Below are 15,913 nucleotides of genomic sequence, written 5' to 3'. Positions count from 1 at the left end.
AAAAGCAGAAAAGAATTGGTTTTTATCTTTACAAAATCATCATCGCTATCAATCCGGCTGCTATCCCTAGCAGAACTGTGGATCCGGCGACAAAGGCAAGCACTTTCTTCGGAAAAGAGCCTGCGACGATCAGCAGGGACGGGAGGCTGATGGCCGGGAGCGTGATGAGGAGTGCTCCAGCCGGGCCGGCTCCGAGGCCTGCTGCCATGAACGTTTGGATGATCGGGATTTCAGCTGCGGTCGGGATGACGAAAAGCATACCGGCGACAGCGAAAAAGATCAGGATGAGAATGCTGTTTGCCGCAGCTTCCCCGACATTCGGGAACAGCCAGACGCGTGCTGCACCAAGCAGCAGAACCGAAAGGACATAGGCCGGTACGACATAGAGCAGCATCGTTCCGAGGCTTTTACCCCATCTTGAAAGGAAAGAGCCGGCTGGTGCCTGTTCGGCTTCTTTCATGAGCTTTTCAGCCGGAAGCGGTGTGTCCTCTTTCATGAACCGGTTGGCCAGGTAGCTGACGCCGAAGGTCAGAATGAGGCCGAAAACTAGCCGGAGCACGGTGAACTTCCAGGAGAGCACAAAGGTCATGAAGACGAGAACGGCCGGGTTCAGCACCGGATTGCCGATCCAGAAGGCAAGACTCGCTCCCGCCGACACATTCTTTTTCCGCATGCCTACCGCCATCGGGGCGGCGCAGCATGTGCACATCATACCTGGAAGGGAAGCGAGACCGCCGGCTGCCGTGCTGCCGAAAGTCGTTTTCCCTAGCACGCGCAGCAGCCAATGGGACGGCAACAGCACTTGAATGAGCGAGCCGAGGACGATACCCAGGATGGCCGCTTTCCAGACCGCTTTAAAATAGACAGTGGCATATTCCCATGCACTGTTCCACGATGGAGCGGCGCCTGCCTCCGGATTGCCGAGAATCGAGTCGCCGATTGAGTGGGTGGAAGCAGCGATCCATGATTTTTCAACGTATGGCACCCATTTTACATAGGATAAACCTGCAGCAGCGATGACAAGAAACAAGATCACAAGCCAGACCGTTTTTTTGCCGGACGGACTGGTCTCCTGAAGAGCACTTTGAGCCAATTTCATTCCCCATTTTTTATAGAATAAGAACAAGATCACATTATATCATGGCTGCAGCCATGCATGCCTCTTCCATGCTTTTTTGAGGAAGGTATTTTATAATGAAGAGAGTGATAATAGAAAGGTTGGCGTCATAATGACTCAAAATATAAAATTAACATCCCTATCAACGAAAGGCGGCTGCGGCTGCAAAATCGGACCGGCTGATCTTCAGGAGGTTATCCGCACTCTTCCCCCTGCCGTACCGAACCCTGATTTGCTTGTCGGCCTCGACACAAGTGACGATGCCGGTGTGTACCGTCTGACGGACGAGCTTGCGATTGTTCAGACGCTTGATTTCTTCACCCCGATCGTTGACGATCCGTATTCCTTCGGCCAGGTAGCAGCTGCGAACGCAATCAGCGACATTTATGCGATGGGAGGAAAACCACTGACAGCACTGAATATCGTTGCTTTCCCGATCGCAGATCTGGACAAGCAGATTCTTGCCGACATCCTACGCGGTGCAGGCGATAAGCTGAAAGAAGCCGGTGCAACGCTAGTCGGCGGCCATTCCATCGAGGATAAAGAACCAAAATTCGGTTTGGCGGTAACCGGAACGGTCCATCCTGATAAAGTACGCGCCAATGCTGGCGCAAAACCAGGTGACAAATTGATCTTAACGAAGCCGATCGGTGTCGGCATCCTGACTTCTTCTATTAAAAGAGATCTGCTCACAGAGGAAGAAATTGCCCGTGTCACTGAAGTGATGGCGACGCTGAATAAAACAGCAGCCGAAACGATGGCACAATATGACGTGCACGCATGCACCGATGTGACAGGCTTCGGGCTGCTCGGCCACACATCTGAAATGGCAAAAGGGAGCAAAGCGGGCATCCGGATTGCAAAAGAAGCAGTCCCTGTCCTCCCGAGAGTGCGGGAGCTTGCCGAACAAGGCGTTATTCCAGGCGGAACGAAAAACAACTTCGCTCATCTGCAGGGAGACGTAACCTTCCCGGAGAGCATGGATCAGATTGATCAATACATTTTGTGTGACGCAGTGACGTCCGGCGGGCTGCTCATTTCGGTGGCAGGCAGCGAAGCAGATGCTTTACTGAAGGATCTTCTCGATGCAGGTGTGGAAGCGGCCATAGTCGGAGACGTTACTGCAGATCATCCGGGACACATCACAGTTTCGGAGAAGCTTTAACGGGAGAAGGGCGGAATGACGGTGTTTCAGGACTTACATGTTGACCAGTTATTAGAGATGCAAAACGAAAAGAAAATCACGGCGGTGGATGTCCGATCCCCGTCTGAATACAGAGAAGCGACCATCCCGGGGGCCTTGAACATTCCTCTTTTTAACGATGAAGAACGTGCCGAGATCGGCACCATCTATAAACAGGTCGGCGTTCAGGCAGCTAAAGACCGCGGCCTCGAAATCGTGTCGGCAAAGCTGCCGGAATTTATCAAGACGTTCAGCGCAATCCCCGGACATAAGGCCGTCTTCTGCTGGAGAGGCGGGATGCGGAGCCGGACGTCTGCGACAGTGCTCGACCTGATGGGCCTCAAAACGTTCCGGCTCGACGGAGGCGTCAGAGCCTACCGCCGCTGGGTTGTCGACAAAATCGAAACCATCGACTTCCTGCCGGACGCCTATGTACTGAACGGCTATACCGGCTCAGGCAAAACATGGCTGCTTCACAGGCTGAAGGAGCAGGGCTATCCGGTTCTGGACCTCGAAGGAATGGCAAACCACCGGGGTTCAATTTTCGGCCAGATCGGGCTTGAGCCCCATAACCAGAAGACCTTCGACTCTCTCTTGATGATGGACACCCTTCCGCTCCAAACCTCCCCTTTCGTTGTCCTGGAAGCGGAAAGCAAGCGGATCGGGAAGGCTGTACTGCCTGAGTTCATCGCAAAAAAGAAAGAACAGGGCTCCCAGCTGTTCCTCGACATCCCAAGAGCCGAGCGCGCCCGGTTCCTCGTCGAAGACTACAAACCATGGGAGCACCACGACGAATGCATGAAAGCCTTCAGCCGGATCAAAACTCGAATCCACACCCCGGCCGCAGCGCAGATTGAAACCTCCCTTCAAACCGGAGATTACACTGAAGCAGTTGAGCTGCTGCTTGAATACTACTACGATCCGCGCTACGAGCATACCGCCCAGCAGTATCCGGAGGAGAACAGAATCACAATCTCTGTGAAAAATGCGGAGGAAGCGCTTGGGGAATTGGTAAAGGTTTTGCCGGTGCCGGTTAGAAAATGATTGTTGATTGAAGCACTTTGCTGGGGACAGTGGGGTGCTTTTTAAATTACGTCAGTTTAACACTTCAAGACGATTACTCTTTCATGGAAGCAGCGGGACGGTTCTCGCGCTTCCTTACCCTGACGCTTTTACAGCACATTAGGCTGCCCAAGACAACAATCTCAGCTATGATAAAAAGATTAACTATTCAACTCCAATAAATCCCTTTCCATAGCCTCATTCGGATGAAAATAACCACCCTTGCCGTCTCCAGCCAGCAGCGAACTAATCCACTTGCTCATCTTCACTTGAACAATTGAGTCTATTTCCAGGAACTTTTCGCCGAAAAGGACATTTTCACATTGTTTATTTAACCTCGCAACCAGAGTCCGGTTTTTCGTTTTAGCAAACGTCAGGTGTGAGAGCGCGCTCATATATTCTTCAATGACTTCTTCATCAATGGCTTCAGATTGGAAAACCTCGCGAATCGCTTTTCTGAGCAGTTGATATAAATTCTTTTTATCCTTGGCTTTTAATCCATAAAGAACGATGGCGTATCGGCCAATGCTAATCCAATGTACCAAAAAACTGCTCGACGAACTGAAAGTTACCCCTGCTGAACAGGCTGAAGAAATAAATCCTATCCTATCGTGGCATGCCAATTCAATAAAGATTGGCAGGCATAAATTCCTGGTGCTTGTTAACGACAAAAACTCTCCTTTATGTATCGAAACTATATAAAACACTTTGCACAGTAGATATTTCCTTATTATACTTCTTTTCATCCTATCTAAATCCTCTATCATCGAAGACAGGTGACTAAAGTATGAGATGTGCGCTCAACTTTGCTCAAAAATAAAAGCAGGAAGTCATTTATTCAAACAGCTTCCCACTTTTTACTTTATTCACTGATTACTCCTACCGAACTACACTAATTCTCCCCTCCGTCCCCACATCAATAACCCCTAAATCCTTTGTATACTCTATCAAAACTTCCGCATCCGTCCGTGCACTTTGCTCATCAACCAGTAATTGACTGTCTTTAAACATCGTGTATCCGTCTCCGCCGTTAAATACATAGTTCAACATGGCTACTTTGTACGTTTTTTGCATGTCAATCGGTTCATTGTTGACTGAGATCGTTTCTACTCTTGATCCCACTGGTTTAGCAGGGTTATAGGAATAGGTCATGCCTGAGACCTGCATAAATCCGCCGCCCAGATTTTCGACTCTTGATACTCCGTTCTCGAGAGCAGCTTTAATGGTTTCGCCTTTTACGTCTGCCAGGATCACTTTGTTTTGAAAAGGAAGAATGGAGTAGGCATCACGCAATGTAAATTCTCCGGCAGGAATACTTGTCCGGATTCCGCCGCCATTCATCATACCTATATCCGCGTTGTAAAAAGAGCGATAGCTGTCCGCTACAAAATTGCCGATATTCGTTTCCTGATATCTCGTTTCATGGTTATCTCCATAAATAAGAGGAGTCTCTAATTTGGCTATTGGTTTTCCAAGCTCCTCCTCCAGCTTATTCTGATAATAATCTGCGAGCTCTTTTAATTCCGGATCTTGGGGTACTGTATGATCGACCTCTATTACTGATGGTTTCAGCTGAATCTCTTTGCCGTCTTTTGTGATATCCAATCGGATCATTGAGCCTAAGTTTCCTTCTGGAGCAAGGATGTAACGATTATTTTTGTATTCATGGATAAAAGATTGTTCTTCAGCCTGTTCTTCCGTAAACACGGCATTAATTTCAGGAACTGCTGCTAATAATTGTTCATCCTTCTTTAAGGACTCTTGTGTTAATGCAATAACAGCGTCCACTTTTTTTGTTTCTTTCATTTTTCCAACTGCATGTTTGGCCGACTGAATAAGATCTTGCTGAACGACTTTCCCGTCTGAAGATGTAGTGTTCATATCATCCGTAAGACTAATAACGCCAATTTTAACTCCCTGTTTATTTATAACCTTGTAGGTTGGGACATCAGCAAACGGCTTTCCTTCTTTATCTGTAAGATTAGAAGACATCCATTCAAAGTCAGATTGCTCAACCAGTTTTTTTGTCACATCAGATCCAAAATCAAAATCATGCTGACCGAAGTTTGCGAGATCAATGCCAATTGCATTAAAGGCTTCAACCATTGGAAACCCCTGGTACACAGCCCCAAATAGCGTGCCTCCGCCCAAATCTCCTCCAAAGGCCACTGCCGTATGTTTATTCTCACTTCTGACACGGTCAATGGCTGTTTTCAGCCTTGCGACACCGCCCCGGTCTCCCAATTTATTAACGACCGGACTTATTTCATGAGCATCGTTGAAATATAGGACTGTTGCTTTTCGAGGCTGCTCTTTAGCTTCTGCACTTACGTTGTTTATTAATAAAGAGCTGATAACCATGACGAAACTTAATAGAACAAGAAATAAGCGATTCATAAACACTCTCCTTATATGTAATTGAGTTTATTCCTTTTAAGTGTACAAGGAAGGTGTGAAGCGGATGTTACAGGTTTGTTAAAATGTTCAATTCCCTTAGGAGCATCAAAATACCCGCCGGAAAATGAGGAAAATTTTCCACGTAAACGCTTAAATTTAATAAAAAACAAGAAATTTTCAATAAAATGATTGATTTTTCGTGTTTTTGGATTTAGACTGAGTTTAGCCTAAATTATCTGAAAGGTGGAAAGATTATATATGATCACCGAAAAAAATAAATTGACTGATTTTAATATGAATTTTTTTAGTCTTAAAGGAAAAGCAGCCATCATCACTGGAGGAAATTCAGGGCTGGGGCAGGGATTCGCGCTTGCACTCGCTAAAGCCGGTGCTGATATTTTTGCAGTCAGCATGGCAGAAGACGATAATCAGACAAAGGAACTAATTGAAGCCGAGGGAGTCAAGTATCACTTAATGATTGCTGACATTACTAAAGAGGGTGCCTGTAAGCAGATCATTGATGAATGCGTACAGACATATGGGAAGGTCGATATCTTGATGAATAATGCCGGAATCGGCATTAATGTAAAAGATGTGACACAGTTTACTAGACTTCAATGGGACAAGATGGTGTCAGTCAATCTGACGGCAGCATTCGAGCTCGCGCATGAAGCGGCTAAGCATATGATCGAGCAAAAAAGCGGAAAAATCATCAATACGTGCTCTTTATTTTCCTACCTCGGAGGACAATGGTCACCGGCTTATGCAGCGACAAAACACGGTTTAGCCGGTTTTACGAAAGCATATTGTGATGAATTGGCACAATTTAATATACAAGTTAATGGCATTGCGCCTGGATATTTCGCGACAGATGTTACGAAGGATACAAGAGCAAATCCAGAAAGCAATCAGAGGGTTTTGGATCATATACCTGCAAACAGATGGGGAAACATTGTTGATTTAATGGGGACGGTTGTCTTTTTAGCAAGTGACGCGTCCAATTATGTAAACGGTTCCTTAGTAAATGTAGACGGCGGTTACCTAGTCCGATAGATTCGAATGAAGCCAATAAAAATTAGAACTAAAGGAGAATGAACCATGCACACACAATTGATTGAAGAGTTAAAAGCACTGCTATCAGCTGAACAGGTCGTAACGAATGATGAGGCGTTATACGATGCTTCTGCAGACCGTTATAAAAAATACGCAAAAACAAAAAACGCACTGAATGTTCCAGCTCCGATTGCCATCGTCTATCCACTCGCTACGGAAGATGTGAAATCGATTCTTATGTTCTGTAATGAAAACGATATCAACGTCATTCCAAGAAGCGGAAAAACAGGCACTGAGGGCGGATTGGAAAACTGGAAAGAGACATCGATCGTAGTAGACGGATCGAAAATGAACGAGATTATTAAAATTGATACTTACAACATGCAGGCTACTGTACAAACAGGCGTAAAGCTGCAAAAACTTGAAGATGAGCTTCGCAAACAAGGCTATACAACAGGTCATTCCCCTCAATCTAAGCCAGTTGCACAGCTTGGCGGATTGGTCGCGACGAGAAGTATTGGACAGTTCTCTACTCTATACGGCGCAATCGAAGATATGGTTGTCGGATTGGAATGCGTATTCCCTGAAGGACAAGTTTCTAAAATTAAAAACGTGCCAAGACGCTCAGGCGGACCAGACATCAGACATATTGCGATTGGAAACGAAGGCGCCCTTTGCTACATCACGGAAGTGACAGTGAAAATCTTTAAATATATGCCTGAAAACAACGAATTCCACGGCTACCTCATTAAAGACGTAGAAACTGGAATCAAGATCCTTAGAGAAGTCATGGTAAACGGCTTCAGACCATCCGTTGCCCGTGTTTACTCGGAAGAAGATGCAAGACAGCATTTCGAACACTTCTATAAAGACAAATGCGTCTTAATTTTCACAACTGAAGGTCCTAAGGGAATCGTCAAAGCGACAAACGAAGGAATCAATGAGGCTGTTGAAAAGTTCAAGGACGGAATCATTGAAAAAGTAGATTCTTCTCTCATTGAAACATGGTTCAATCACTTGAACTGGGATGAAAGCAGAATCCAAAAAGAGATTCAGGACATGATTGATTACAATTCACATGACGGATTTACAACCGAGGTATCTGCTGACTGGGACAGCATCGTGAAAATCTACAACAACGTTATTGCAAGAATTAAAAATGAGTTTGACAGAGTGGAAGATTTGACGATGCTCGGCGGTCACTCATCCCACAGCTACCTGAACGGAACGAACATGTATTTCGTCTACAACTACAAAATCAACTGTGCGCCGGAAGACGAGCTGCGCATCTATCACCACCCGATTCACGAAATCATTATTGAAGAAACGCTGAAGCTTGGCGGCTCTATGTGTCATCACCATGGAATCGGAAAATATCGTTCAGAGTGGACGAAGGATGAGCACGGTTCAGCTTACTACATGCTTGAAAAGCTTAAAGAAGCGTTCGATCCAAAGGGCATCATGAACCACGGCACGATTTTCCCGCAGCCAAATGAAGTGAAGAAATATATTAGAAGCTGATAGGAGAGCTATTATGGGCAAAAGATATATTATGGGGATCGATAACGGGTCACAAAGCACGAAAGTAGCCATCTTCGATTTAGAAGGCAATGAAGCTGCTTTCGGCTCATGCTCGTTAAAAGAAACGTTAACCCCCCAACCAGGTGTTGTTATCCATCCGGATGAAGACTTGTGGGACAGTGTTTATCATGGCGTGAAAAATTGTTTAGAGAACTTTAAAGGTGACCGGACAGCAATCGAAGGAATCGGATTGTGCACGATTCGTTGCTGCCGTGTCTTATTAAAAGAAAATGGTGATTTAGCCCATCCAGCGATAAGCTGGATGGATGCTAGATTATCAGAGCCTTATAAACATGAAGATGATCAGGTGAAATTCGTGACGACTACTTCAGGTTATTTAGGGCTGAGACTAACCGGAGAACACAATGATACAGCGGGCAATTATGAAGTCCACTGGCCTCTTGACCGTGAAACGCTGGACTGGTCAAAAGACGACGAAGATATAAAAGCCATGGGCCTGACAAGAGACATGCTGTTCAACCTTGTAAAGCCGGGTGAAAAACTGGGTTCTATCCGCAAAGAACTTGCGGATGATTTTGGTTTAAAAGAAGGCATTCCAGTCGTTGCGACATCAAATGATAAAGCGGTTGAAGTGCTGGGCTCTGGCATCAACAAAAAGAACTCCATCATGATTTCACTTGGAACATTCATTTCAGCCATGGTTTTGCGAGATGAGTATTATGAAAACGCTAACAACTTCTTCCCCACTCTTGCATCAATTCCTTTCAAATACGTGTATGAATCGAATGGAATCAGACGGGGATTATGGACTGTCAGCTGGTTTAAGAAGTTAATCGGAGAAGAACTAGTGACGGAGGCTACTAAGCTTGGAATATCAGAAGAGGAATTCCTGAACCGTAAAGCTAAAGACGTGCCTGTCGGCAGTGATGGCCTGATTACCATCTTAGACTGGCTGGCTTCTCCCGCTGCACCTTACCGAAAAGGGATCATGATCGGTTTTGACCAAAGACACACAAGATATCACATGTACCGCTCCATATTAGAAGCCATTGCTTTCAACATTAAAAACAACATCGATGACATGGCAGAAGAAATTAGCCTCGAAATCGATGAAGTAGTGGTCAACGGCGGCGGTTCAAAAAGTGACGTCATGATGCAGATCATTTCTGATTTATTCGGGCTGCCGGCACACCGGAGAACAGGAAGCAGCAGTGCCTGCTTAGGTGCAGCCATATCTGTTGCCGTCCACCTATCAATCTATGATGACTTTTCTGAATCCATCGAAAAGATGGTTAAAACGGAAACGACATTCTACCCGGATTCGAACAGCCATGCTTTTTACAGCGAATTGAATCAAACAGTTGTTAAAAACGTCAGACAGCATACGGATAACATACTAAAACTATCGTATCCGATATTTAATTAAGAAGTGGATGGTGCCCATGCAATCAACTAATGTTAAAAGATATTTGCAGTTTTTCCTTATCGTTTTAGCAGCAGGTGCTATATTTCCGTTGATTTATCTTCGCACCAATTACCAGGGAACCATCTTAGAAGTGTATGACATGACCCTCCCTCAATTAAATACCATTTTCTCGGCCCTTGGCATTGCGTTTATCGTCGGATATTTTCCAAGCGGATGGATTTCCGACCGGTTTTCTGCCAAGAAATTAATTTCGATTTCCTTGTTGTTTGTTGGTCTTGCCGGAATTTGGTTTGCCCAGGTGCCAAGTTATCCAATCGTCATCCTGATCTTCATCATCTGGGGAATCTTCTCCGTTCTGACGTTTTGGTCTGCCCATCTGAAAATTGTTAAACTCATTTCCAAACAAGAAGAAGAAGGACGCTTTTTTGGCATGCTGGATGGCGGAAGAGGCGTAGTCGAAGCGATATTAGCAAGCATCGCCGTCTTTATTTTCTCAAGTGCGCTGGGATCAAGTACGGCAATTGAAGATAAAAAAGACGCTTTAGTGAATGTCATCTATATGTACTCCGGTGTCCTGATTGTTGTATCCGTTCTCATTATGCTTTTTGTAAATGTTGACGGGAAGGCTGAAAGAACCGAAGTGGAAGCTCCTAAAACGGGATCGGGCAGCAAAAGAAGTTCTCTTAAAGATGTCTTTTCAAACAAGTTTGTATGGCTGCTCGGCGGAATTATTTTCATGAGCTATATTGTCACTTGGACAATCTACTACTTTGGAGGATTTTTACAAACAAACATCGGCATGAGTGCTTCTATTGTAGGCACGGTCACAGTTGTCATGCTCTGGATGAGGCCGCTTGGCGGAGTTGCAGGCGGATTCCTGGGTGATAAGTTCGGAAAAAGCAATATCCTGATCATTGCCTTAGCTTTAGCAGCTGTATTCTTAACGTTGATTGCGTTATTGCCTGCCGCACTGCCTTCTAATTTCTTTTACGCTCTTGTTATCTTAAGCGGTTTGTCCGTTTACACAATACGCGGCCTTTATTGGTCCCTGCTCGGTGATTGTCAGATTCCTGACGAAAAACTGGGTCTTTCCATCGGACTCATTTCATTTATCGGATACTTGCCGGATATCCTTCTGCCTCTAGTCATGAGCATGATGATCTCATCGTTTGGAGATGCAGGCGGATACAATGCATACTTCCTGTTTAGTGCAGTCGCCGGTGTATTAGGTATTCTTATCACCGTCATGTTCAAAATAGGAGTCAGCAAACGCGCAGCTATTACAGTGAACGATGACATTTCAGCTTAATACAGCAGCAATGCGATTCAGAAGTATACTGTCTCAGGTTGTTATCTCACCAAATTTTTTTGGCAGATAGCAGCCTCATTTTTCGTTACACCCGCTCTCTCCTATTAAGCAGATACATAACTTCCTGTATAATAAAGATAATTCAAAAGAGATGATGGGTGATTTTCTAAAAGAAAGGAGTGTCAGCACATGATAAAAGTAGCCACCGACAAATTAACAAAGCTTGAAGAAGAACTGCATGACAAGCTCTCTAAGGCCGTTTCTGCAAACGACAAAATTAAAATCATTGAAGCCGCAGAAATAGGGGAAGTCTCTCCTTCAAAGGTGTCAAAACTAGTCCGGAAACTGGGCTTTGATAACTTCAAACAATACAAGCTGTACTTCAGCGGTCAGGAAATGACCAGTAAAAAGCAAAAAAAATCAAACGAAATCGAGCGGCTGAAACTTTTTCTGGAGACGTTTGATACCGGCATTATTCATGATTTCATTTCAATCTTTCAGAAGTACGATAAGATCGTGTTATTTGGACTCGGCCCATCCTTTATCAGTGCAGAATATTTCGCATATAAACTCGCCACCGTATCGGATAAGAATGTCACGGTCACACAAAGCGAGGATTTTGCGGAACGATTAGCAGACGAAAAAACGCTGCTCATCGTCCTTTCCGTAACCGGAAAATTTTCTTCCTTCCACCCCTTGTTTGAAAATGTGAAGAACAACGGATCAAACATCATGCTGATTCTTGAAGAATATGTAGATACACGTGAATTTCTTGCAGACTACATTTTTCATTTATCGAAATTTAATCAGGATGATGCCCTGCTTCCATTTGAAAAAACCAGAACGGTGTTCTTTATTTTTATAGAAGAAATTATAGCTAAGCTGACTAACTCGGGCACTTCTTCATGAAGTGCTTCCGTTCTATGTTACGAGTTTATTAAATCAAAAAAAGAGAATTGAATATTTCTTAGAGATAAATAAAACGTAAGCGTTTTCTTGCAGGCATCTTGGAGGAGGAGCAAAATGAAGTCATTGAAGCATTGGGTGTTTTGGCCACCTTTTTTATTGGTATTAGCAGCAAGTATAGTAAGTTTCACAAACAAAAATACGTTTATAAACATCACAACTGGCGCGAATGACTGGGTCATAGCAAACGTAGGCTGGGTTTTCAGTTTAGCCGGACTTTTTATGGTCGTTGTATGTGTCGGTGTCTACTTCTCTAAATTAGGAAAGGTTAGAATTGGAGGAGAAAACGCGAAACCTCTTCTATCCTTCCGCAATTGGTTCGCGATTACGTTAACCACAACCATTGCAGCAGGCATTACCTTCTGGGGAATCGCAGAAACCGATTTACCACCTGGTTGAGCCTCCAAAAAGCATGAATCTGGAACCTAACAGCGCAGGGGCAGCGATCTTCTCGATGTCAACCATGTACCTTCACTGGACCATCACTCCCTACGCCATTTACTGCATCCCTGCATTAATGTTTGCGTTTGCTTATTACAACATGAAACAGCCTTTCAGCATAGGCTCAACTCTCGCTCCGCTCCTTGGAAAAAAGATACACGGCAAATGGGGCAAAGCACTTGATGCCGTATGTCTGTACACATTAGCTTTAGGTATGGCAGCAGCCATGGGGACAAGCATTCTCAACTTAGCAGGCGGAGTCAATTACTTATCCGGGCTCAAAAGTGCCCCGCTGTTATGGGCTATCATTGCAGCATTTGTGATGACAACATTCATTATCTCAGCGTCAACAGGACTCATGAAAGGGATCCGCATCCTCTCAGACATCAATTTTAAATTATTTCTGTTTATCATCATCTTTATCTTTTTAGTCGGACCTACTTCTTATATCTTGAACCTAGGAACGGAGTCTTTTGGCCATTATTTAACACATTTCTTTGAAAAAAGTTTATTTACCGGCGCAGCAGCAAATGACCAATGGCCGCAATGGTGGACCACCTTTTATTGGGCAAACTGGTTTTCATGGGCTGCCCTTACAGCCCTGTTCTTAGGACGAATTGCATACGGGCATACAGTAAGAGCCTTTATCATCGTGAACTTTGCCTTACCTGCCGCTTTCGGCGGAATCTGGATGACCATCTTTGGCGGCACCTCCATCTATCTGCAGATGAACGACGGGAAGTTTGGTGATATTTTAACCAACAGCGGACCGGAAGCCCTGGTCTATGCGGCACTGGAAACCCTGCCACTATCAGAAATCATCATCCCGCTTTACCTGTTTATCGTCTTCATCTCCTTCGTGACCTCAGCCGATTCTACACTGGCCGCAATGGGAGGAATCAGCTCCAAGGGAATTACACCTGAAAGCCCGGAACCAGGTGTCTTCATTAAAGTCATATGGGGTATCACCATTAGCGCAGTCGCTTGGGTGATGATCAGCTTTGCTAAAATCGATGGAATTAAAATGCTTTCTAATTTGGGCGGAGTGCCTGCTGTTTTCTTGGTTATCGGGATTGTTTTCGCTCTTATAAAAGTGGCTAAAGAGCCTGGGAAGTATGATAGGACGGTGGGAGAAATGGGGGGAGAGAAGAAGCAGCACAAGGCAGGGTAAAAAATTTAAGAACATAAAACACGCATCCCGCACCCGAAAATCTCTAAAATGGATATTGACTTAAATCTATTTGGAAGAAACACTGTCGAACAGCTGTTTTTAATGATGGAGCACATAGATTAACCTTTTCAGAAGACGTCACTGATTGCTCGGTTCGTGGTCATAAATTAAGTGTAATAGTGATATTAATGAAAAAGCTGTCATGCATAAAAATGCACGACAGCTTTTTTAATGTTTAATCATAATTCGCTTTTGATGCCAATTCCAAGCGGTAGAAATAATATCCTCGAGAGAGTACTCAGTCTTCCAACCCAATTCATTATAAATTTTGTCAGAAGAAGCTACTAACCATGCCGGATCTCCTGCACGACGTTCACTCATCAAGACATTCGCTTTTTTATTCGTTACCTTTTCGCACATGTCTATCACTTCTTTTACTGAATAACCAAGACCGTTTCCTAAGTTATAAGTAGCGGTATCTTTAGTATCATTCAAAAGTGCTTCCAATGCTAAAATATGTGCATTTGCTAGGTCTGTAACATGGATATAATCACGAATACAAGTACCGTCTTCCGTATCGTAATCTGAACCAAAAACTGAGATATTATCACGCTGTCCAAGCAAATGCTGCAAGATAATAGGAATCAAATGCGTTTCAGGATCGTGTTCTTCCCCAATCTCTCCACTTTTGTAAGCTCCAGCAGCATTAAAATATCTTAAAACAACATATTTTAAATCTTGTGCAACAGCTAAGTCAGATAGGATATGTTCAACCATCAGCTTAGATTGTCCATAAGGATTGATTGGATTCGTAACTGTTTCTTCGGTAATCATATCTACTTCTGGTATTCCATATGTGGCAGCCGTAGACGAGAAAATAAACTTCTTTATCCCAAATTCAAGCATCGTATCTAATAAAGTCAGCGTCGAGGAAACATTATTTAAATAATACTTCATTGGGTTTAAGACTGATTCTCCAACAAGGCTACTCGCCGCAAAGTGCATAACTGCATCAATAGGATATGTTGAGAAAAGAGATTTCAAGTCTTCGACATTTCCCAAATCACCTTTTACAAAAGTAGCTCTCTCGTCAATGGCCCAACGGTGGCCAGTTGAAAGGTTGTCCAGCACAATCACTTCGTGTGTATTTAAAAGTTCTTTGACTACATGGCTGCCAATGTAGCCTGCTCCACCGATGACTAATATCATGGTCATTACTCCTTATTTTAATTGACTTAATGAATCGTAATTACTTCCTCTGCTTTTCGTCTATGTGAAGCAGCAACTTTCAAACTGTTAGGAAGATTCCCAACAGCAATCATCATTATTAATGCGTCTTTATCACTAATATTCGCAACTCTCTTAAGGTTTTTTTCTTGCGAATTATTTAAAGATAGGTTGAGGGGGCAAGTCCCTACTCCCAATGAATGTAAAGCATATATCAAAGACATCGAATACATTCCCCCATCAATATAACTCTGATTCCTTTCATGTGCCCCATTGAAACTTTCAATTTTTGTTGTGACAATAATTATTTTGCTTGCCTGGTCTCCAAAACCAGCATTTCCATTTTGGTGATTCAAGACGGATTCTTTGAACTTTAAATCACTATATATATGTACTCTTGCTGATTGTCTATTGCAAACTGATGGTGTTTTTTGAGCAATCTCAACAGCTTCTCTAATAATTTCTAAACTAACTTCACTATCTGCAAAATTCCTAATACTATATCGGGAGTTGACAAGATCTTTAAAATCTATAAATTTTCTACAGATGTCTTCTTTTTTTAATTCCTCTACTCCTCCAGTTAGTAGTTTACCTTCTGTTGGAAGTACTGCATTTAAGTTTCTAATTCTTTCTGCTAGATTTTTCATTTCTATATTATTTCTATAATTAAAGTCATGGTAGACATTTAAGGTGTTTAAAGAAACTTTAGAAACATCATCCCAACCATATTTTTTTACATAATCCTCCAATAATCCTACTAGATAAAATACATGTTCTTTTCCAAAACCTGGTCTTGGCTTAGGTAATGAAAGACCCTTCTCAATCTTGTGATAATAAAATATCAAACTAGCTTCATGGCTTTCCCTAGTTTTTTTAGTATCAAATGTACTTGAATACTTTATAAACTTTATTAAATCTATTGAAAAATTAATAATCAATTGAGCTAAAATAAATACTTTAAGTCTTTTAATTTTTTGTCTTGTTTTTAACGAAATAATTTTTTTTATAAAATTCTTCAT

At 43.4% G+C, this 15,913-nt stretch carries 15 protein-coding genes; 10 read left to right on the top strand and 5 right to left on the bottom strand.

What is annotated here, in order from left to right; all coding sequences use genetic code 11:
• Positions 1 to 28: 28 nt before the first annotated feature.
• Positions 29 to 1,099: a permease gene (locus RKD52_RS02080; protein WP_454098468.1), complete on the bottom strand. Its 1,071-nt coding sequence runs from the start codon at positions 1,097 to 1,099 to the stop codon at positions 29 to 31.
• Between the two features lie 130 nt (positions 1,100 to 1,229).
• Between RKD52_RS02080 and selD the strand changes: the two genes are divergently transcribed.
• The gene (gene selD / locus RKD52_RS02075; protein WP_454098467.1) at positions 1,230 to 2,282 is read left to right on the top strand and encodes a selenide, water dikinase SelD; all 1,053 of its coding nucleotides are present in this window, start codon (positions 1,230 to 1,232) and stop codon (positions 2,280 to 2,282) included.
• A 21-nt stretch (positions 2,283 to 2,303) separates the two neighbouring features.
• Positions 2,304 to 3,344, top strand: a complete 1,041-nt coding sequence (gene mnmH, locus RKD52_RS02070; RefSeq protein ID WP_454101121.1) for a tRNA 2-selenouridine(34) synthase MnmH — start codon at positions 2,304 to 2,306, stop codon at positions 3,342 to 3,344.
• Between the two features lie 179 nt (positions 3,345 to 3,523).
• On the opposite strand, the gene RKD52_RS02065 is transcribed toward mnmH, so the two are convergent.
• Positions 3,524 to 3,907 (bottom strand): DUF6933 domain-containing protein, encoded by a 384-nt coding sequence (locus tag RKD52_RS02065; RefSeq protein WP_454098466.1) that lies wholly within the window; start codon positions 3,905 to 3,907, stop codon positions 3,524 to 3,526.
• Here RKD52_RS02065 and RKD52_RS02060 point away from each other — a divergent pair.
• Positions 3,873 to 4,064 carry a DUF6933 domain-containing protein gene (locus RKD52_RS02060; protein ID WP_454098465.1) on the top strand — a complete coding sequence of 64 codons (192 nt, stop codon included), beginning with the start codon at positions 3,873 to 3,875 and terminating at the stop codon, positions 4,062 to 4,064. The genes RKD52_RS02065 and RKD52_RS02060 overlap by 35 nt on opposite strands.
• 177 nt (positions 4,065 to 4,241) lie before the next feature.
• On the opposite strand, the gene RKD52_RS02055 is transcribed toward RKD52_RS02060, so the two are convergent.
• Entirely contained in the window at positions 4,242 to 5,759 is a 1,518-nt protein-coding gene (locus tag RKD52_RS02055; RefSeq protein ID WP_454098464.1) for a bifunctional metallophosphatase/5'-nucleotidase, read from the bottom strand.
• Positions 5,760 to 6,017: 258 nt separating this feature from the next.
• Here RKD52_RS02055 and RKD52_RS02050 point away from each other — a divergent pair, with 258 nt between their 5' ends.
• The 7 genes from RKD52_RS02050 (at position 6,018) to RKD52_RS02020 (ending at position 13,667) form a co-directional block, all read left to right on the top strand.
• Entirely contained in the window at positions 6,018 to 6,812 is a 795-nt protein-coding gene (locus RKD52_RS02050) for an SDR family oxidoreductase (protein ID WP_454098463.1), read from the top strand.
• A 45-nt stretch (positions 6,813 to 6,857) separates the two neighbouring features.
• Positions 6,858 to 8,333 carry an FAD-binding oxidoreductase gene (locus tag RKD52_RS02045; RefSeq protein ID WP_454098462.1) on the top strand — a complete coding sequence of 492 codons (1,476 nt, stop codon included), beginning with the start codon at positions 6,858 to 6,860 and terminating at the stop codon, positions 8,331 to 8,333.
• A 13-nt stretch (positions 8,334 to 8,346) separates the two neighbouring features.
• On the top strand, positions 8,347 to 9,780 hold the full coding sequence (locus RKD52_RS02040) for an FGGY-family carbohydrate kinase (RefSeq protein WP_454098461.1): 1,434 nt from the start codon (positions 8,347 to 8,349) through the stop codon (positions 9,778 to 9,780).
• Positions 9,781 to 9,796: 16 nt separating this feature from the next.
• Entirely contained in the window at positions 9,797 to 11,089 is a 1,293-nt protein-coding gene (locus tag RKD52_RS02035; protein WP_454098460.1) for an MFS transporter, read from the top strand.
• Positions 11,090 to 11,278: 189 nt separating this feature from the next.
• Positions 11,279 to 11,998, top strand: a complete 720-nt coding sequence (locus tag RKD52_RS02030) for a MurR/RpiR family transcriptional regulator (protein WP_454098459.1) — start codon at positions 11,279 to 11,281, stop codon at positions 11,996 to 11,998.
• Positions 11,999 to 12,112: 114 nt separating this feature from the next.
• Positions 12,113 to 12,454: a BCCT family transporter gene (locus RKD52_RS02025; RefSeq protein ID WP_454098458.1), complete on the top strand. Its 342-nt coding sequence runs from the start codon at positions 12,113 to 12,115 to the stop codon at positions 12,452 to 12,454.
• Between the two features lie 13 nt (positions 12,455 to 12,467).
• On the top strand, positions 12,468 to 13,667 hold the full coding sequence (locus RKD52_RS02020; protein WP_454098457.1) for a BCCT family transporter: 1,200 nt from the start codon (positions 12,468 to 12,470) through the stop codon (positions 13,665 to 13,667).
• Positions 13,668 to 13,895: 228 nt separating this feature from the next.
• Here the strand turns inward: RKD52_RS02020 and galE are convergent, their stop codons facing one another.
• Both galE and RKD52_RS02010 read right to left on the bottom strand, forming a co-directional pair.
• Positions 13,896 to 14,876, bottom strand: coding sequence for a UDP-glucose 4-epimerase GalE (gene galE / locus RKD52_RS02015; protein WP_454098456.1), 981 nt, complete (start codon positions 14,874 to 14,876; stop codon positions 13,896 to 13,898).
• Positions 14,877 to 14,902: 26 nt separating this feature from the next.
• Positions 14,903 to 15,913 (bottom strand): nitroreductase family protein, encoded by a 1,011-nt coding sequence (locus RKD52_RS02010; RefSeq protein WP_454098455.1) that lies wholly within the window; start codon positions 15,911 to 15,913, stop codon positions 14,903 to 14,905.

The organism is Metabacillus sp. SLBN-84, assembly GCF_053629595.1.
The sequence above is the reverse complement of the archived record's forward strand: the minus strand, read 5'-3'. Positions and strand labels throughout refer to the sequence as shown.